The organism is Dietzia sp. SLG310A2-38A2 (genome assembly GCF_014145095.1).
Classification (GTDB): domain Bacteria; phylum Actinomycetota; class Actinomycetes; order Mycobacteriales; family Mycobacteriaceae; genus Dietzia.
Map to the genome: position 1 here is coordinate 1 of NZ_JAALDX010000023.1, position 17,359 is coordinate 17,359.

The 17,359-nt window shown below is 70.2% G+C and carries 17 protein-coding genes and 1 pseudogene; 11 read left to right on the forward strand and 7 right to left on the reverse strand.

Translation table 11 applies throughout. The features are described from left to right. Together G6027_RS00855 and G6027_RS00860 are read left to right on the forward strand one after the other, a co-directional pair. Positions 1 to 417, forward strand: a pseudogene (locus G6027_RS00855) (alpha/beta hydrolase); the annotation flags it as partial. A 116-nt stretch (positions 418 to 533) separates the two neighbouring features. Beyond that, a complete protein-coding gene (locus G6027_RS00860) occupies positions 534 to 1,085 on the forward strand; it encodes a YceI family protein (protein ID WP_182634553.1) in 552 nt (183 codons plus the stop codon). Between the two features lie 176 nt (positions 1,086 to 1,261). Here the strand turns inward: G6027_RS00860 and G6027_RS00865 are convergent, their stop codons facing one another. Then, positions 1,262 to 1,864, reverse strand: coding sequence for a hypothetical protein (locus G6027_RS00865; protein ID WP_182634555.1), 603 nt, complete (start codon positions 1,862 to 1,864; stop codon positions 1,262 to 1,264). Between the two features lie 212 nt (positions 1,865 to 2,076). Between G6027_RS00865 and G6027_RS00870 the strand changes: the two genes are divergently transcribed. After that, entirely contained in the window at positions 2,077 to 2,511 is a 435-nt protein-coding gene (locus tag G6027_RS00870; RefSeq protein WP_241726699.1) for a hypothetical protein, read from the forward strand. Positions 2,512 to 2,594: 83 nt separating this feature from the next. Here the strand turns inward: G6027_RS00870 and G6027_RS00875 are convergent, their stop codons facing one another. The 4 genes from G6027_RS00875 to G6027_RS00890 all read right to left on the reverse strand — a co-directional run bounded on the left by G6027_RS00875 (position 2,595) and on the right by G6027_RS00890 (position 6,540). Further along, positions 2,595 to 3,497 (reverse strand): alpha/beta fold hydrolase, encoded by a 903-nt coding sequence (locus G6027_RS00875; protein ID WP_182634557.1) that lies wholly within the window; start codon positions 3,495 to 3,497, stop codon positions 2,595 to 2,597. Between the two features lie 105 nt (positions 3,498 to 3,602). After that, positions 3,603 to 4,067 (reverse strand): hypothetical protein, encoded by a 465-nt coding sequence (locus G6027_RS00880; RefSeq protein WP_182634559.1) that lies wholly within the window; start codon positions 4,065 to 4,067, stop codon positions 3,603 to 3,605. Next, positions 4,064 to 5,275, reverse strand: coding sequence for an acyl-CoA dehydrogenase family protein (locus tag G6027_RS00885; protein ID WP_182634561.1), 1,212 nt, complete (start codon positions 5,273 to 5,275; stop codon positions 4,064 to 4,066). Before G6027_RS00885 ends, G6027_RS00880 begins: the two co-directional genes overlap by 4 nt. Further along, the gene (locus G6027_RS00890; protein ID WP_182634563.1) at positions 5,272 to 6,540 is read right to left on the reverse strand and encodes an AI-2E family transporter; all 1,269 of its coding nucleotides are present in this window, start codon (positions 6,538 to 6,540) and stop codon (positions 5,272 to 5,274) included. The genes G6027_RS00885 and G6027_RS00890 overlap by 4 nt, the downstream gene beginning before the upstream one ends. Positions 6,541 to 6,795: 255 nt before the next feature. Here G6027_RS00890 and G6027_RS00895 point away from each other — a divergent pair, with 255 nt between their 5' ends. The 4 genes from G6027_RS00895 to G6027_RS00910 all read left to right on the forward strand — a co-directional run bounded on the left by G6027_RS00895 (position 6,796) and on the right by G6027_RS00910 (position 10,957). After that, the gene (locus tag G6027_RS00895; protein ID WP_182634565.1) at positions 6,796 to 9,054 is read left to right on the forward strand and encodes a catalase; all 2,259 of its coding nucleotides are present in this window, start codon (positions 6,796 to 6,798) and stop codon (positions 9,052 to 9,054) included. Positions 9,055 to 9,155: 101 nt separating this feature from the next. Continuing rightward, a complete protein-coding gene (locus G6027_RS00900; protein WP_182634567.1) occupies positions 9,156 to 9,710 on the forward strand; it encodes an SRPBCC family protein in 555 nt (184 codons plus the stop codon). Positions 9,711 to 9,780: 70 nt separating this feature from the next. After that, positions 9,781 to 10,605, forward strand: a complete 825-nt coding sequence (locus G6027_RS00905; RefSeq protein ID WP_346995585.1) for an alpha/beta fold hydrolase — start codon at positions 9,781 to 9,783, stop codon at positions 10,603 to 10,605. Positions 10,606 to 10,717: 112 nt separating this feature from the next. Next, positions 10,718 to 10,957 (forward strand): zinc-ribbon domain-containing protein, encoded by a 240-nt coding sequence (locus G6027_RS00910; protein ID WP_182634570.1) that lies wholly within the window; start codon positions 10,718 to 10,720, stop codon positions 10,955 to 10,957. Positions 10,958 to 10,999: 42 nt separating this feature from the next. On the opposite strand, the gene G6027_RS00915 is transcribed toward G6027_RS00910, so the two are convergent. Further along, the gene (locus G6027_RS00915; protein ID WP_182634572.1) at positions 11,000 to 12,418 is read right to left on the reverse strand and encodes an MFS transporter; all 1,419 of its coding nucleotides are present in this window, start codon (positions 12,416 to 12,418) and stop codon (positions 11,000 to 11,002) included. Positions 12,419 to 12,522: 104 nt separating this feature from the next. On the opposite strand from G6027_RS00915, the gene G6027_RS00920 reads away from it, so the two are divergent. Next, a complete protein-coding gene (locus G6027_RS00920; RefSeq protein ID WP_187702477.1) occupies positions 12,523 to 13,059 on the forward strand; it encodes a hypothetical protein in 537 nt (178 codons plus the stop codon). A 17-nt stretch (positions 13,060 to 13,076) separates the two neighbouring features. Here G6027_RS00920 and G6027_RS00925 read toward each other — a convergent pair whose 3' ends face one another. Then, positions 13,077 to 14,051: a TIGR03620 family F420-dependent LLM class oxidoreductase gene (locus tag G6027_RS00925; protein WP_241726700.1), complete on the reverse strand. Its 975-nt coding sequence runs from the start codon at positions 14,049 to 14,051 to the stop codon at positions 13,077 to 13,079. 155 nt (positions 14,052 to 14,206) lie between these two features. Here G6027_RS00925 and G6027_RS00930 point away from each other — a divergent pair, with 155 nt between their 5' ends. From G6027_RS00930 to G6027_RS00940, 3 genes are read left to right on the forward strand one after another with little or no spacing between them, the layout of a single operon-like run. Beyond that, positions 14,207 to 15,490 (forward strand): acyl-CoA dehydrogenase family protein, encoded by a 1,284-nt coding sequence (locus G6027_RS00930; protein WP_182634577.1) that lies wholly within the window; start codon positions 14,207 to 14,209, stop codon positions 15,488 to 15,490. A gap of 34 nt (positions 15,491 to 15,524) precedes the next feature. After that, positions 15,525 to 16,838 carry a D-arabinono-1,4-lactone oxidase gene (locus tag G6027_RS19400; RefSeq protein ID WP_346995584.1) on the forward strand — a complete coding sequence of 438 codons (1,314 nt, stop codon included), beginning with the start codon at positions 15,525 to 15,527 and terminating at the stop codon, positions 16,836 to 16,838. A gap of 5 nt (positions 16,839 to 16,843) precedes the next feature. Continuing rightward, the gene (locus G6027_RS00940; RefSeq protein ID WP_182634579.1) at positions 16,844 to 17,269 is read left to right on the forward strand and encodes a sensory rhodopsin transducer; all 426 of its coding nucleotides are present in this window, start codon (positions 16,844 to 16,846) and stop codon (positions 17,267 to 17,269) included. Positions 17,270 to 17,359 lie beyond the last annotated feature (90 nt).

Genomic DNA, 17,359 nt, shown 5'->3' on the forward strand with positions numbered 1-17,359 from the left:
ACCGGCACCACGGTCGCAGCCAAGGCCGCGGCGGCGCTGGGGCGCACGGAGCCGATGGTCCCCCTGGTCGGCCCGCCGGGGTCGAACGCGGTGCTCTCCCTGGAGGGATACGAGGAGGCGTACGGTTCGATCGCGGGACCGAGCTGGCGCAATGAGATCGGGGGCGGAGTCGGAGCGGTGCTGGGCTCGTTCCGACCTGGCGCGAAGGCCGCCGATCTCGCCGGGACCCCCGTGCTGGTCCAGATCGCCGACCTGGACCGGAGCGCGCCACCGCACTCCGCCGGAACCGCGGCGTTCGCCGCCCGCGCCGAGGTGCGCCACTACCCGGGTGACCACTTCGATCTCTTCCCAGGCAGGCAGTGCCACGACCTCGCGGTCGCCCACGCGCTGCACTTCCTGCGCCGTCACGTGGGGTGACCGACCGACGGACACTGTCGAGCTTCTTGTTGACGCATCACCATTGAGGCGCTACTGTAGGTGACACAACAACCAATCGCCCCGGTGTCCAGCCGGGGACCACCGAAGGAGTCACCATGACCGCGACGCTCACCGACCTCACCGGCACCTGGAACATCGACCCCACCCACACCCGCCTCGGCTTCGTCACCCGCCACGCGATGGTCACCAAAGTCCGCGGGTCGTTCAACGACTACACGGGCACGGTCACCGTCCCCGCGGAGGGCGTCGACGGCGCGACCGCCGAGGTCGTCATCACCGCCTCCTCGATCGACACCCGCAACGCCGACCGCGACGGCCATCTCAAGTCCAACGACTTCTTCGACATGGACAACCACCCGGAGATCACCTTCCGCTCGACGAAGATCGCGGCCAACGGCTCCGGCGGCGTCGACGTGACCGGCGACCTCACCATCAAGGCCACCACCAAGTCCGTCACCATCCCGTTCGAGTACGAGGGCACCGCCACCGACCCGTTCGGCAACCTCCGCGCCGGCTTCGAGGGCAGCACGGTCATCAACCGCAGCGACTTCGGGCTGAGCTGGAACGCGGCGCTCGAGACCGGTGGCGTGCTCGTCTCCGAGAAGGTCACCCTCGAGATCGAACTCTCGGCCATCAAGCAGGCCTGAGTCCCCTCCCGGCCCGGCCGGGAGGACCCCCGTCCGGTCCGGTGACGTCCCCGGGCCAGACGATGCTGCCGACCGGACGACGCCGCCCCCACCTCTGTCGAGGTGGGGGCGGCGTTCTGCGCGCGGCGGTGTGGAACGGCGAGACCGGCGCCGGCGGGTCCGTGTGCCTGGGGGCGTCAGGCGACGACGACGAAGACCGCGGTGTGCGAGCCGTCGGCGTCCTGCCAGGTCCCGCTGAGCGTGCCCGGTGATCCGATCAGCGGGCGGTCCGCCTCGGCGTCGTTCTCCTCGGAGATTGCCCGGATGACCTGCGGCGCGGCATCGGCGCCGGCATCGCTCGCGGCCCCGTCCCCGCCGCCCCGGACATTGACGGGCGACGGGGTGACGGTACCGTCCTCCACCGCCAGATGGTCTGCGGCGGTGTCGCGGTGGCTGACCACCCGGCGCACCTCGGCCACGTACACGGGGTCGGCCGGCGCGTCGTACACCCAGCGCCGCCCGAGGACAGAGTGCTCCAGTGTGCCGACCAGGGCGTCCTGCGCCCCCGGGAGCTCCGCACCCCGATAGGTCACGGGGACGTGGAACGTGCGCGCACCGTCCGAGACGAGGAAGGACTCCATGCCCACCTCGCCGTCGGGGTCGACGAACCGGTAGGCGGTCACCTGCTCCAACCGCGCCGGGTCGCCGTCGAACCACGACTGGTGGCGGATCCATGCCCGGAGCAGCTCGAGCTTGCCCGGACTGAGGACTGCGTCATAGATCTCGGCGGTTCCACTCATGGAATAAGCATCCCCGGAGAGCGGCGACGCGGCAAACACTCGGCGAGATGAAGAAGAATTTTTCCGGACACCGTCGCTCCTGCGCATCGCGTGATTCCACCAACCGCCCTCCGACTGAGAGTGATCGCGGTCACAGCACGGTGGGTCCGCCGCCGTTACGGTGACCGCCGTGTCTCCGGGAGACCCCGGCGCTCGAACGAAAGGTGACCACCATGAAGAAGACCATCGCGATCATCGGTTCCGCTGCCGCCCTGTCCTTCTCCGGTGCAGGACTGGCCGCCGCCCAGAGCGAGCTCCCCGGACTCGACAGCGGGTCGGTGGGTGCTCCCGCGACCGGCGAGACGGACCTCGACGGCGCCGAGACCCCCGCCGAGGTCTCGGACATCGCGCAGCAGCTCTGCGGCACGATCTCCGCGTACGACTTCCTCGGCTCCGTCGGCGGCGTCGCTCCCGGCCTGTCGGGCGAGGAGTGCGAGGCGAACGCCGATCTGGCCATCTCGACCGCGATGACCGGCGACATCTCCGGTGCGATCGACATCCTCCGTGGCATCGACGCCGAGATCCCGGGTGACGGTGACACGGGTGAGGGCGACACCGACGGCGACGTCGAGGACGACGACACCGTCGAGACCGACGCCGTCGCCTGATCGGCGCTCGCGGGCGATCAGCCCCTGATCTGATCGCCACATTCCGGCCCCGGTTCCCCGCGAGGGGAGCCGGGGCCGGTCGTCTATTCGTCCCTGTCGCCACCGGCGATCACGAGATCGCCGAGCGTCTCGTGATCGATGTGCCCGGGCCGGGTCTCGGTCATGAACTCCACGATGATCCGCTCGACAGCCGACGGGTCCTCGACGTGTGGGTAATGGCCGGTCCGCTCCACAATCGCCAGGCGACTGCCGGGGATCGCCTCGTGGGTGGCGTGCCCGTGGGAGACGGGGATGATCGGGTCGCGGTCGCCCCAGATCAACTGGAACGGCAACTGCCCGGCCAGGTACAGCCGGTTGGCCGCCGACACCGCCTGCCCCTTGTTGTCCACGACCGCGCGCAGCGTCTTGAAGAACGTCCTGCGGTGACCGGGCCTGCTGAGTGAGTCGTACGACATCCAGGACTCTGTGATCGCATCCGCCCGGATGCCCAGGCCGGAGAAGAAGCGCCCCACCGAGTTTCCGGCGTTCACCAGGAACGGGGCCGCGCCGACCGTGAGCAGGAGCTCGGCGCCGGGCACCGCCAGCATCCGGAGGATCCAGTTGACCTCCTTGCCCAGACCGCCGCTGCCGATCAGGACGATCCGCTCGCAGAAGTCGGGGTACTGGTAGACGAACTGCAGGGCCACGCCGCCGCCGAGCGACTGGCCGATCACCGTGCAGCGCTTGATGCCCTTGACCACCAGCAGGTCGCGCAGTGTCGACGCCATCGCACCGAGCGAGTAGTCGTCGAAGTCGAGTGAACTCTCCCCGTGACCGGGCAGGTCCGGGGCGATGACGTGGAAGTGGGCGTCCAGGCGCGGAATGAGTTCGCGCCACGTGGTCGAGCTGCCGGCCATGCCGTGGATGAGCAGGATCGTCGGCTTACCCTCGCCGGCGCCCGCCTCGCGGTAGGCCAGCTCTCGTCCGTGAAGTCTCGCAGTCTGCATGAATATTCCCCCTCGGGGACGGCCTCCCGCGCGTATCTCGTCGCAAGGAGCTCCAACGCTCATTGTGCGCCCGCGGGGACGTGAACGCAGTTTCCAGCATCACATCTAGGCCGAAAACTTCCGGGCCAGCCGATTGTGCCGGTGTCGGAACAACACGGTGACCACCATGCGCACCACCGGCCCCGGCAGCACCCTGCGGGGCTCGGCCCGCAGGGTGTCGGTCACCCGGGTGGAGCCGTCGGACAGGGCCTCGAGCTCGCGTCGGTGCTCCCACACGCGACACGAGCCCAGGCTCGAGCGCTCCTGGAAGTACCGGGGCGCTTCCAGCTCGACCAGCACCAGGTCGTCGTACTCCACCGGGATGACCCCGCCGAGCAGGATCCACGCCCGCCCGACCGGCCGCCCCAGCGGCACGTCCGCGATGGACGCGCCCGCCAGCGCGGCCGGGAACCGCATGGTCAGCAGCGGTCCGAACTCATCGGCCACGCCCTCAGCGGTGACGACGCGTGCCCACACCTCGTCGCGCGGGGCGCGGACCACGGTCGACCGCACCACCTCGACGACCGTCACGGCAACCGCAGACCGGAGATCGCACGGGCGATCACCAGCTGCTGGATCTGCTCGGTGCCCTCGAAGATGTCGTAGATCTTGGCGTCACGGTGCATCCGTTCGACCGGGTACTCGCGGGTGTACCCCACCCCGCCGAGGATCTGGATGGCGCGCTCGGTGGCCCACACGGCGGTACGGCCGGCCTTGAGCTTGGACATCGAGCCCTCGGCCCGGGCCATGGGCTGCCGGGTCGCGCCCAACCACGCGGCCCGGCGCACCAGCAGTCGCGAGGCGTCGATCTCCACCGCCATGTCCGCGAGCAGGAACGAGATGGCCTGGTTCTCGATGATCGGTCGGCCGAACACCACCCGTCCCTTGGCGTACTCGAGCGCGTACTCGTGTGCCGCGCGCGCGATGCCCACTGCCATCGCGCCCACGGTGGGTCGGGTCCGTTCGAACGTGGCCATGGCCGCCTGGCCCCCGGTCCGCTCGCCCTCCCGGGCGCGGGCCAGCTTCTCGTCGAGCTTCTCCTTGCCGCCCAGCAGCGCCGAGCCCGGCACCCGGACATCGTCGAAGAAGACGTCGGCGGTCGCCGACGCGCGCAGTCCGTGCTTCTTGAGTCGGGGTCCGGCCTCGATCCCGGGGGTCCCGGCCTCCATGACGAAGGCGGCCTGACCGCGGGAGCCGAGTTCCGGGTCCACCACCGCCTGCACCACCAGCACCGAGGCCACGCCGCCGTTGGTCACCCAGGCCTTCTGCCCGGAGATCACCCACTCGTCCGTGGCCTCGTCGTAGCGGGCGCGGGTGCGCATGTTGCCCACGTCGCTTCCGGCCTCCGGCTCGGACGAGCAGAACCCGCCGACCGCCGGTTCGGCTTCGGTGCCGTAGCAGCGGGGCACCCACTCGATGATCTGCTCCGTGGTCCCGGCCGAGGCGATGCCCGCCGCGGCGAGTCCGGTACCCATGATGGACAAGCCGATCCCCGCGTCGCCCCAGAACAGCTCCTCGCACAGGATCGGGTAGGACTGACCGGTGGCGTCCTGGCGCAGCGTGGCCATGATCTCGTAGCCGTACAGCCCGATCTTGGCGGCCTCCTGAATGATCGGCCAGGGCGTCTCCTCGCGCTCGTCCCACTCGCGGGCGGCCGGCCTGATGACCTCCTCGGCGAAGGCGTGGGCCCAGGTCTGCAGCTCCTGCTGCTCCTCGGTCAGTCCCATGTCGAAGGTCATCTGGTCCTCTCGTCGTCGTTGACGTTGTCGTCGTGGTTGTCGTCGTGGTTGTTGTTGTTGCTGTGGTTGTTGCCGTCGTCGTCACTCCCGGCAGCGTCGTCTCCCTCGGCGTCGGGTCCGGTCACCTCGCTGCGGTCGGGCACCAGACCCGGTTCCCCACCCGGGCCGCCACCGCGCCCGCCGTCCCCACCGGCCAGGGATCTCACCACCGCATTGGCCATCGCGGTGACGGGAACGGCGAACAGCGCGCCCACGATGCCGAACAGGTACGTCCCCGCGGCCACCACCACGATCACCGCCAGCGGGTGGAGCGACACCGCGTGCCCCATGAGGACGGGTTGCAACACGTGGGACTCGAGCTGGTGGACCACCACGACGATCGCCAGCATCGCCACCGCGATCACCGGCCCCCTCTCCACCAGAGCGAGGACCGTGGGGATCGATCCGGCGACGAGGATCCCGATAATGGGGACGAAGGACGCGAGGAACACCACCACGACGATCGGGATCACGAACGGCACCCGCAGCACGGCCGCACCTATGCCGACCCCGGCGGCGTTGATGGCGGCCACGATGAGCTGGGTCCGGGTGTAGGCGCCGAGGCTGACCCAGCCGTTGCGGAACGCCCGGTCGGCGCGCCCGCGGCCCGCCCGCGGGAACCACCGGACGAAGAACGCCCACAGCTTCTCGCCGTGGTAGAGGAAGAAGAACAACGACACCAGACAGATGAGCAGGCCGGCCACCGCGTCGACGGCGGTGTGACCGAACTGGACCGCACCGGCGGCCACGGCCTCCGAATGGGACTCGATCCAGCCGCGGGCCTGGGTGACGGCGGCCTGCAGGCGATCGGCGGTGAGGTGGAGGGGGCCCTCCTCGAGCCACTGCAGGGCGCTGTCGGTTGCGCTGCTGAGCTTCTCCCGCATCTCCGGGAACCCGGTCGCGAGCTGGTTGGCCACCGCCGTCAGCGCCCCGAGGACCAGGGCCAGAACCCCGAGGACGACGACGAGGGCGGCCCCGGCGCGCGGGACCCGCGCGGGGACGCGATCCACCACCGGTCTGAGCATGGCCGCGAGCAACACCGCGATGGCGATCGGGGCGATGATCACCGAGAGCCGGCCGATCGCCTGCCCGAGGATCCACCCGCCGCCCGCGATGAGGAGCAGGCACGCCGACCACGCTGCCGCCAGCACTATCGGTGAGGGCAGGAGGGCCCGGGTGATCGTGGCCGTCACGGCGTCGTCGCCGTGGGATCCCGGAGTCGTCATGGTCCTCACCCTAAGCGCGCTGACCTCCGGTGACGCCGAGTTCGTACACGTGGAGGCCACGTGGCGGGAGAGAACCTTTCCGACCGGATCCCGTCCGGCGGCCGCTGACCGCCGTCAGGGCTCGCGAGCGGTCTCCCGAGGACCTCCGGAGGTTACCCCTCCCACACGCTCTCCGCGACAGGTTGCACGGTCCACGTGGAGTGGAAAAGTGGGTGTGACACCCGTGCACTCACACCCAACCCTCGGAGGAGTCACATGTCCGACAAGAAGTCCGCCGCATCCAAGACCGCCGGCGCCGCGGCCAAGAAGGTCGCCGACGCCGCCGGCACACTCGCCGATCAGGTCATCGGCGGCGGGGACGTCGTGCCCGGCGTCCCGGCCCCGAAGCCCCCCTCGCTCGAGGAGCCCACCGACCCGACCGGCCCCCTGCCCCCCAAGCCGGACCAGAAGGGCGCCACGCCGTTCAGCCCCACCGGGGCCGAGTCCGCGGACACCGAGGACGCCGCCCGCCAGCAGGGCGAGTTCCTCACCACCGCGCAGGGTGCACGGGTCTCCGACACGGACCACTCCCAGAAGGCCGGCCGTCGCGGCCCGACCCTCCTGCAGGACCACCACCTGCGGGAGAAGATCACCCACTTCGACCACGAGCGGATCCCGGAGCGCGTGGTCCACGCCCGCGGCGCGGGAGCTCACGGTGTCTTCGAGGCCAACGGCGCGGCGGCGAGCGTGTGCCGGGCGGGGCTGTTCGCGGAGGGTGCGAAGACCGAGGTCTTCGTCCGCTTCTCCACCGTCCTCGGCTCGCGCGGCTCCGCCGACACCGTGCGGGACACCCGCGGGTTCGCCACCAAGTTCTACTCGGAGGAGGGGACCTGGGACCTGGTCGGCAACAACATCCCCGTGTTCTTCATCCAGGACGCGATCAAGTTCCCGGACGTCATCCACGCCGGCAAGCCGCACCCGGACCGGGAGATCCCCCAGGCCCAGAGCGCGCACGACACCTTCTGGGACTTCGTCTCACTCCACACCGAGGGCCAGGCGCACGCGATGTGGAACATGTCCGACCGCGGCATCCCCCGCTCCTACCGGATGATGGAGGGCTTCGGCGTCCACACGTTCCGGCTGATCAACGCCGCGGGTGAGACGAACCTGGTCAAGTTCCACTGGAAGCCCCACCTCGGCGTGCACTCGCTGCTGTGGGAGGAGGCGCAGATCGCGGCCGGCATGGATCCGGACCTGCACCGCCGTGACCTGGCCGACGCCATCGAGGCGGGCGCGTTTCCCAAGTGGGATCTGGGCATCCAGGTGTTCCCCGACACGGTCGACGAGAACGGGGTGAGCGAGATGTTCCACGGCATCGACCTGCTCGACCCGACCAAGTTCGTCCCGGAGGAGCTCGCGCCGGTCCAGGTGATCGGCACCATGACTCTCAACGCCAACCCCAAGAACTACTTCGCCGAGACCGAGCAGATCGCGTTCCACCCCGGCCATCTCGTGCCGGGCATCGACGTGACCAACGACCCGCTCCTCCAGGGCCGGCTGTTCTCGTACCTCGACACCCAGATCTCCCGGCTGGGCGGCCCGAACTTCGGGCAGCTGCCCATCAACCGGCCGCACGCCCCGGTCAACGACATGCTGCGGGACGGCATGCACCAGACCGCCGACCACGTGGGTGTGGCGCCGTACAAGCCGAACAGTCTCGACGGGGGCTGCCCGTTCCTGGCCGGCGCCGACGACGGTGCCCTGGTCGAGGTGGCGCAGCACATCGCCGACGCGCAGGTGGTGCGGGACGCCCCGGCCACGTTCGACGACCACTACTCGCAGGCGACGCTGTTCTACAACAGCCTGACGGACGTGGAGAAGGAGCACGTCGCCGGCGCGTACACCTTCGAGCTGGGCAAGTGCTACGAGGAGAACATCAAGACCCGCCAGGTCGAGCAGTTGGCCCACATCGATCACGACCTCGCCGTCACCGTCGCCACCGGTCTCGGTCTCCCCGCCCCGGCCAAGGTCCCCACGGCCGAGGTCGTCACGAGCCCCGCCCTGTCCCAGATCGGGCGTGAGTGGCCCTCCGACGGGCGCCTCATCGGGATCCTCGTCACCGAGGCCTCCGATGTCGCCGCGGTCAAGACGCTGGAGCAGGCCGTGTTCGACGACGACATGGTCCCGCTCGTGATCGCCCCTTCCGGCGGCAAGCTCAGGGGCGGCGATCCGGACGATCCCGAGACGGTCACGGTGTCACGGACCTACCGCACCCAGCGGTCCATCGAGTTCGACGCGCTGGTCGTGGTGGACCTGCCCGCCGACGCGAACACGGACGTGCTGATCAGCGAGATGTTCCGCCACAAGAAGGCGATCGCCTCGCTCGCGCCGATCGATCGGTTCGCCGACTTCGGGCTCACCGCCGACACCCCCGGCGTCGTGGCGGTGGACGAGGCGTCGGGCGTCCTGCCCGCGCTGAAGCCGCTGCTGGCCACCCACCGTGCGTGGGACCGGCCGGATCCCGCACGGATCTGACCGGTAGCGCAGGTCTGATGCCTCTCGAGGTCTGATGCCTGCGCGGGCCTGATGTCCCGGATCGGGGCGGCGGACCGACACCCGGGGGTAGCGTCGGCGGCATGATGGACAGCGAATCGACCAGCTCGTCCGGGGCCGACACCGCCGCCCCCGGGTTCCGCCTCGAGGCCAGTCGGGTCATCGCGGCGCCGGCGGACCGGGTGTTCGCCGTGCTCTGCGATCCCGACGGCCACGTGGCCATCGACTCCTCGGGCATGCTCCAGTCCGCCGAGGGGTCGACGGTCACGGCGTCGGGCGACCGGTTCGTGGTCCACATGGACCGGGAGTCACTCGGCGACTACGACCTCGGCCGATACGACGTCACCGTGATCATCACCCGGTTCGAGCCCGGCGAGGAGATCGCCTGGACCATCGACGGCCAGATCAAGCCGCCGATCGGTCACACTTACGGGTACCGCCTGATCCCGCTCGACGGCGGGGACGAGGGCGGGGATCACGGCGGGGACCGCACCGAGGTCGTGAGCTACTACGACTGGTCCGACGCCCACCCCGACTGGCGCGATTCCGGCATTCTGCCGGTGCTGGACGCGTCGGCACTCAAAGCGACACTGGGCATCCTCGAAAGGGCTGTCCGGAGAGGGTACGTCCGTGGTTGATCCGCACACTCCCGACTCGACCACCGCGCCGGCGACGCCCCGCTCGTCGACACCACCGCGGTCCGAGGAGATCTCCTTCTCCCGCGGAAACCTCCGGTTCCGGGCCATCGACTCCGGCCCGGCCGACGGCGAGGTAGTGGTCCTCCTCCACGGCTTCCCGCAGCGCACGAGCAGCTGGGACGCGGTGGCTCCCCGCCTCCACGCGGCCGGGTTCCGGACGCTGGTCCTGGATCAGCGGGGATACTGCTCCACCGCCCGCCCCAGGGGTCGGCGGGCGTACCGACTGTCCGAGCTGGTGGGCGACGTCATCGCCCTACTCGACAGCGCCGACCTCCCCGCCGCACATGTCGTCGGACACGACTGGGGCGCGGCCGTGGCGTGGGGCGTGGCCGCCTCGCATCCCGACCGGGTCCGCTCGCTCACCGCGGTGTCGGTCCCCCACCCGGCGGCCTTCCTGCGGGCGATGATCCTCTCCGACCAGCTGCTGCGCTCCTGGTACATCGGAATGTTCCAACTCCCGTGGCTGCCCGAGCGTTTGCTCACCTCGCACGGCGACCGACCGGAACGGGCCCTGGCCGCGATGGGCATGACCCCGGAGATGATCGGGCGTTTCCGCAGCGAGATGGTCGCCGACGGTGCCGTGCCCGGCGGACTGGGGTGGTACCGCGCGCTGCCCTTCACCTCACCCAGGAAGGCGACCGCCCGCGTCCGCGTACCCACGACCTTCGTCTGGAGCGATCACGACCCGGCCCTCGGCCGCGGTGGCGCCGAACGGACGGCCCGCTTCGTGGACGCGGACTACCGCTTTGTGGAGATGAACGGCGCGAGCCACTGGATACCGGAGGAACGCCCGGTCGAGCTGGCCCGGGAGATCATCGCCCGCGCCGGAGGCTGACCCGCGCAACCGGACGGGCGATCGGCCGGGCGCGCCGGGGGACCTGGTCGCGATCGGTCCGGCGCACACGTCACCGGGTGCACACGCCATGGCCTGCTGACACGCTGGGCGGATGCTCCTCATCTTCGGCTTCAAGAACTCGTCCCGGAACCTCGGGTTGGCACAGGTCAGGTGCCCGCACTGCGGCAACCACGCGGCCCAGCGGGTGGACCGCAACAGGCGTGCGTTCTCCGTGTTCTTCATCCCGATCATGCCGCTGGGTTCGTCGTTCTCCGCCACGTGCACGGCCTGCGGATCGACCACCAAGATCAGCGGAGACCAGGCAGACCGGATCCTGGCCGGCGCGTACTGACCCGACCCCCCTGAGACGCCGCGGGGTCAGAGGTGCCGTGGGTCAGTCCTCCGTCTCCCACGGCGGCGGGATCATGGCGGCGACCGCGGCAGCCGCCAGCGCGACCCCGCACCCGAGCAGCAGGCCCACGCGGAAACCGGTCTCGGTGGGCACGAACAGCCCCCCGAAGTCCACGGACATCTGCGTGAGGATCACTCCGAGTACCGCCGCGGCGGAGGTGGTACCGATCGAGCGCATGAGCGTGTTGACGCTGTTGGCGGACCCCATCTCGGAGTGCGGCACCGACGACATGATGAGGGCGGGCATGGCACCGTAGGCCAGACCCACACCGGAGCTGGTGATGACGGCCGCGATCATGACGCCCCACGTCGAGCCCATGAGGAACATGGCGGAGGCGTACCCCGACGCGATGACCAGTGATCCCAGGATGAGCGTGGGCTTGGGGCCCCGGGTGGTGATGAGTCGCCCGCTGATCGGCGAGACGGCCATCATGGCCAACCCGCCGGGCGCGATCCACAGGCCCATCGCGACCATCGACTGCCCGAGCCCGTGGCCGGTGGCCACCGGGAGCTGGAGGATCTGCGGGATCACGAGGAGCTGCGCGTACAGACCCATGCCCACGAGGATCGAGGCGATGTTGGTCAGCAGGACCGGCCGGCGGGCCGCCACCCGCAGGTCGATGAGCGGGGACGGGTGGCGCAGGACCCACCAGCCCCACACCGGGAACGCCACGGCAGCCAGGGCGAACAGCCCGAGGGTCAGTGCGGAGAGCCAGCCCCAGTCCGCGCCCTTCGACACCGCCAGCAGGAGCGAGATCAGGCCCACCGCGAGGCCCACGGCTCCGATCGGGTCCAGGGTCCCGTCGGGTTTGGCGGCGGGCAATGACCGGATGCGCAAGGCCATCATGGCGATGATCCCCACGCCGAGCACCGCCGTGCCCCAGAACATCCACTGCCAGGAGCCGTACTGGGCGAGGGCGGCCGCCGCCGGGAGCCCGAGCGCACCACCGACCCCCAGCGAGGAGCTCATGAGGGCGATCGACGGACCGAGTCGCGCGGCGGGCAGCACCTCGCGCATCGTCGCGATGCCGATCGGGATCACGCCGATCCCGACGCCCTGGAGCGCGCGACCGATGAGCATCGGCCACAGCGAGGTGGCCAGGGCGCACAGGACGGACCCGACGACCATCACCGCGGTGACGCCGATCAGGACGTTCTTCTTGGGATAGAGGTCGCCGAGGCGGCCCATCACGGGGCCCGCCACCGCTCCCGCGAGGAGGGTCACGGTGACGACCCACGCAGCGTTGGTCGCCGAGGTGCCGAGGATGGCGGGCAGCATCCCCAGCAGCGGTATCACCAGGGTCTGGGTGAGGGACATGACGATCCCGCCGAAGGCCAGGACGACGATCAGCCCGTTCTGCTCCGCCCGAACGGCGTCCCCGCCCCGCGTCCTGCCGCCCATTGATGTGTCCTCTCGGAGACCCTTTAGTCGGACACTACAGACAGGTGTCGAACGCGTTCACTTTCGACCCCGGGCCCTTGTGGTCCACATCACCCGGTGCGAGCATGGCAGAGGTGAACACCACCGGCACGACCCGGCGGGCCACCCGCCGACCCCCCGCTACCGTGACCGCGACCCTCGCCGCCACGGCCGTCGCGCTGGCTGCCGCCCTCGCGGCCCCGGCCACCGCGAACGCACAGGACTCCTCCGAGGCCCTCGTTCAACTCCTGCCCGCCCCGAACCGTCTGGTCGCCTGGGGCGGATCTCCCACCGGTGCGTGCGCTGGTGCCGTGTCCACCTCACTGCGAGGTGATGGCTATCCCGGGTCGGCCAGTGTGAGCTGGGCCTTCGCGGTTGTCGGCGTGGGTCCGTGCAACCTCACCGCCACGCTCTCCTGGCGCAACCTGGACACCGGCACGAGCGGGACGAAGATCGCGCAGATCCCCCACCCGCGGATCTCCCTCGGAATCCCGGACCCCATCGCGCACCCCTACGACGCGATGATCCCCACCGGATCCGGCAGGGTCGAATACCGACTCACCACCACCGGGGGGGCCGTGGCGGGACCGATCGTCGTCGACACCGTCGCCTACACCGGCTGACCCCGCACCGGGTTCCGTCAGCCCAGTAGGCCCTCGTACGCGTGCCGCCAGTCCTCGACCGGCGGGACCAGGATGTTCTCCCCGAGCACCTGCACGAGCACCGTCGAGGCGCCCGCGTCCAGGTGCTCCTGCACCCGCGCCCGGGTGGCCTCGACGCCCCGCGTCACCATGGCCGACTGGAGGCGGTCGCTGCCGCCTCGGACGTAGTCGGACTCGTCGAAGCCCTGGCGGGTCCAGGAGTTCCGGTAGTTGGGCAACCCGGTGTAGATGTTCAGGTGGTCTCGGGCCCGCGACCGCCACAGCTCGTCGTCGTCCTCCACGCCCGCGGCGACCACCGCGGCGTGTTCCACGACCAGCGCCGGTCCGTCCTCCCCGGTTCCGCCGAGGATCTCGCGCGCCCGCGCGGTGTGCTCGGGGAGGGTCAGGTACGGGTGCGCGCCGGCGGTCCGGTCCCGGGACAGTTCGAGCATCTTGGGACCGAGCGCGGCCAGGACCACCGGCGGCATGGTGTCCTCCCCCGCCGCCATGGGCTGGGTCCTGTCGAGCGCGTCGAGGTACTCGCGCATCGCCGACAGCGGGCGCCCGTAGTTGTGCCCGCGGTGTCGTTCGACCAGCGGGGCGTGGGACACGCCCAGACCCAGGACGAACCGGCCGGGGTGCATGGCCTCGATGGTGCGCGCGGCCGCCCCCGCCGCCGAGGCGTCCCGGCCGTAGATGTTGGCGATACCCGTGCCGATGGCCATGCGGCGGGTGGCCCCCAGATAGAGCTGCGCGGCGGTGAACGCCTCGCGCCCGACGGCCTCGCCGAACCAGAGTGACCCCCAGCCCTGCTCCTCGAGCTCGCCGAGCAGATCCGGGATCCCGGCCGGCGGCACGCCCTCCAGGGAGCCCGTCCACAGACCGACCCTCCCCAGTTGATCGCGGCCCGCCTGGGTGCCGCCCGCGTGGTTGTCGCCGGCCCGGTCGGATGCGTCGTCGAGGGGAGCACTCATGCACCCGAGTGTGCCCGACCTCGCGGAGGTTCTGCGGGGATTGCCCGGCGGGAGAGGTTTCACGCCGAAACCCCGTCTCACGCGCCTGGGCGCGCCAGACTGGGCTCGAACATGTTCCAGCGGCGGCCTGGGGCACCGAGGAGACGAGACAACCGATGTACGAGTGGTCCGAGACCGATCTGATGATCCGGGAAGCCGTGCGGGGCTTCATCGCCAAGGAGATCCGCCCGAATCTGGATGCCCTCGAGAGCGGGGAGATGCCGCCTTATCCGATCATCCGTAAGTTGTTCGCGGAGTTCGGGATCGACACGATGGCCGCCGACGGCGTGGAGAAGATGCTCGCCAGGCAGCGGGCGCGGGAGTCGGACGGTTCGGAGAGTTCGGGCGGGTCGGGCGGTTCGGGCGGTTCGGGCGGAGCCTTCGAGGGCCAGGACTCGCTGATGGCGGTGGTGATCAGCGAACTCGCCGGGGCGTGCATGGGTCTGGTGTCGGCGCTCGGGGTGAGCATCGGACTGGGCGCCACGACCATCATGTCGCGCGGGACGTTGGCGCAGAAGGAACGCTGGCTCCCGGGCATCGTCACCATGGAGAAGGTCGCGTCATGGGCGATCACGGAACCGGACTCGGGGTCCGACGCCTTCGGCGGGATGCGGACCTACGTGCGGAGGGACGGCGACGACTACATCCTCAACGGCCGAAAGACGTTCATCACCAACGGCCCGCACGCCGACGTGATGATCGTCTACGCCAAGCTCGACGAGGGCGCTCCGGCCGGTGCCGACCACCGCGACGCCGCGGCGGCCAGGCGCGACCGCAAGGTCCTGACCTTCGTACTGGACACGGGGATGGACGGCCTCACCCAGAGCGCGCCGTTCAAGAAGATGGGACTGCACAGCTCCCCCACCGGCGAGTTGTTCTTCGACGACGTCCGGCTCGGCCGCGACCGCCTGCTGGGGGAGACCGAGGAACACCGCGGTGGCGACGGGCGCGAATCCGCCAAGTCCAGCTTCACCGCCGAGCGCACCGGAGTGGCGATCATGGCGCTGGGCATCATCCAGGAATGTCACCGGCTCTGCGTGGACTACTCGCGCGAGCGCACCCTCTGGGGCCAGGAGATCGGACGGTTCCAGCTGATCCAGCTCAAACTCGCCCGGATGGAGGTGGCCCGGATCAACGTGCAGAACATGGTGTTCCACTCCATCGAGCGCGCCCGGGCGGGAAAGCCCCTCACCCTGGCCGAGGCGTCGGCGATGAAGCTCTACTCGTCCGAGGCGGCCACCGAGGTCGCGATGGACGCGGTGCAGCTCTTCGGCGGCAACGGGTACATGGCGGAATACCGGGTCGAGCAACTCGCCAGGGATGCCAAGTCGCTCATGATCTACGCCGGTAGTAACGAGATCCAGGTGACCCACATCGCCAAGGGGTTGCTGGGTCGCTGATCGCCGGATGACGTCCCCGTAACCCGCCCGTACCGTGGAAACACGGAGTAACCGGAGGTGGTGTCACATCGAGTCGGAGAAGTTCACCAACTGGTCCGGGAGCGTCGAGTTCACGCCCCGGTCCCGGATCCGCGCGAGGGACAGCGCTGAGGTGGTGTCAGCCGTCCGCCGGGCGCGCGAGCACGGGCGGTCCGTCAGGCCCGTGGGGTCCGGCCACTCCTCGATGCCGCTGGTGGCCACGGACGACGTGCTCCTCTCGGTCGACGATCTGTCGGGCGTCGAGGCCACCGACCCCGAGCGCGGGCTCGCGACCGTGCTCCCCGGGACGGGACTGGCGGACCTGGGCGCGGAACTCCGCGAGTCCGGACTGGGGTTAGAAAACCTCGGGGACGTCGACTACCAGTCCATCGCCGGCGCGATCGGCACCGGAACCCACGGGACCGGAGCGCGCCTGGGCAACCTCTCCTCCACCCTCGTCGGGGGAACACTCGTCACGGGAACGGGGGACGAGGTCTCGTTCGGGCACGAGGCCGGCGCCACCGAAGAGAACCGCGGGGATAGCGCTCACGGGCGACCCGAGGGCGTGGCCGACGACGACCTGGCGCGAGCGGCGCAGGTCTCGCTAGGGGCGCTGGGCGTGTTCACCCGCATGACGCTGCGCGTCCGTCCGTATTACGAACTGCATCGCCGGAACTGGATGACCCACATCGACTGGGTGCTGGACAACTACGCCGAACTGGTCGACTCGCACCGCCACATGGACTTCTACTGGTATCCGCGGAGCGACCTGGCCCAGGTGCGTCTGCTCGACGAGCCGGGGCGGGAGCCGGATCTCCGGCCGCCTCCCGGCAGTCTCAAGACCGAGGAGACGGGACCGGCGTACGAGATCCTTCCCAACGACCGGCACCTGCTGTTCGAGGAGATGGAGTACGCGCTACCGCTGGACACCGAGCTGGCGGCGTTTCGCCGGGCCAGGGAACGGATCAAGGCACGACACCGGTCGATCGTGGGATGGCGCGTCCTGGTTCGGACGGTGGCTGCCGACCAAGGGCTCCTCAGCCCGTTCCACGGGCGCCCGTCCATGACCATCGCCCTCCTACAGAACGCCTCCCTGCCCCACGAGGAGTACTTCTCGGACATGGAGCCGCTGTTCCTCGAGCACGCTGGCAGGCCCCACTGGGGCAAGAAACACCGGCTGGGCGCCGACGAGCTCGCGGCGAGGTACCCGGAGTGGGACGAGTTCTCCCGCGTCCGGGAGCGTCTGGACCCGGACGGTGTCTTCCTCAACGATCATCTGCGCGAACTACTGGTGACGGGCACGGGCCCCGCTGCACCGGGAGGGCGGTGAGACCCATGACAGATACGCGATCAGAGGCGACCGGGAGCACCCGGTGGTCCTTCTCCTCGGGGTGGATCCCCGAACAGAGCACCGGCCACGAGCCCGAGTTCACGAGCCGGGTGGAACTACGTCTGCTCAACACCGCCGCCGAGGACTCCTGCGTCCGGGCGACCATCTATCACGAGGACCGCGAGCCGGTGGGGCCGTACGAGATCCTCGTCTCGGGGCGCAGGGTCCGTCATCTCCGCGTCAACGACCTCATCGACCCGGAGGCGGTTCCGCTGGGGCGCCCCTTCGGGGTGGTGCTGGACAGCGACGTGCCCGTCGTGGCGGAGCTCGTCTACATCGACACCAGGCGGGACCACCTCGCCGTCACCTCGCTACCCGGTTCCGCCGGGCATCCCGGCGGCTCCGGTGACCCCGGTGGACCCGCGAACTGACGTGCCCCGCCTGGTCGAGGGCGCGCGCCGCCGTGCGGCCGAGTCCTGGGCGCGGGTAGCCCGATACGCCCCCACCCTGCTCCTCGCCGC

Coding starts and splice junctions, on each gene's coding strand:
- G6027_RS00860 (WP_182634553.1), top strand. CDS start 534: ATGACCGCGACGCTCACCGACCTCACCGGCACCTGGAACATCGACCCC.
- G6027_RS00865 (WP_182634555.1), bottom strand. CDS start 1,864: ATGAGTGGAACCGCCGAGATCTATGACGCAGTCCTCAGTCCGGGCAAG.
- G6027_RS00870 (WP_241726699.1), top strand. CDS start 2,077: ATGAAGAAGACCATCGCGATCATCGGTTCCGCTGCCGCCCTGTCCTTC.
- G6027_RS00875 (WP_182634557.1), bottom strand. CDS start 3,497: ATGCAGACTGCGAGACTTCACGGACGAGAGCTGGCCTACCGCGAGGCG.
- G6027_RS00885 (WP_182634561.1), bottom strand. CDS start 5,275: ATGACCTTCGACATGGGACTGACCGAGGAGCAGCAGGAGCTGCAGACC.
- G6027_RS00890 (WP_182634563.1), bottom strand. CDS start 6,540: ATGACGACTCCGGGATCCCACGGCGACGACGCCGTGACGGCCACGATC.
- G6027_RS00895 (WP_182634565.1), top strand. CDS start 6,796: ATGTCCGACAAGAAGTCCGCCGCATCCAAGACCGCCGGCGCCGCGGCC.
- G6027_RS00900 (WP_182634567.1), top strand. CDS start 9,156: ATGATGGACAGCGAATCGACCAGCTCGTCCGGGGCCGACACCGCCGCC.
- G6027_RS00910 (WP_182634570.1), top strand. CDS start 10,718: ATGCTCCTCATCTTCGGCTTCAAGAACTCGTCCCGGAACCTCGGGTTG.
- G6027_RS00915 (WP_182634572.1), bottom strand. CDS start 12,418: ATGGGCGGCAGGACGCGGGGCGGGGACGCCGTTCGGGCGGAGCAGAAC.
- G6027_RS00920 (WP_187702477.1), top strand. CDS start 12,523: ATGGCAGAGGTGAACACCACCGGCACGACCCGGCGGGCCACCCGCCGA.
- G6027_RS00925 (WP_241726700.1), bottom strand. CDS start 14,051: ATGAGTGCTCCCCTCGACGACGCATCCGACCGGGCCGGCGACAACCAC.
- G6027_RS00930 (WP_182634577.1), top strand. CDS start 14,207: ATGTACGAGTGGTCCGAGACCGATCTGATGATCCGGGAAGCCGTGCGG.
- G6027_RS00940 (WP_182634579.1), top strand. CDS start 16,844: ATGACAGATACGCGATCAGAGGCGACCGGGAGCACCCGGTGGTCCTTC.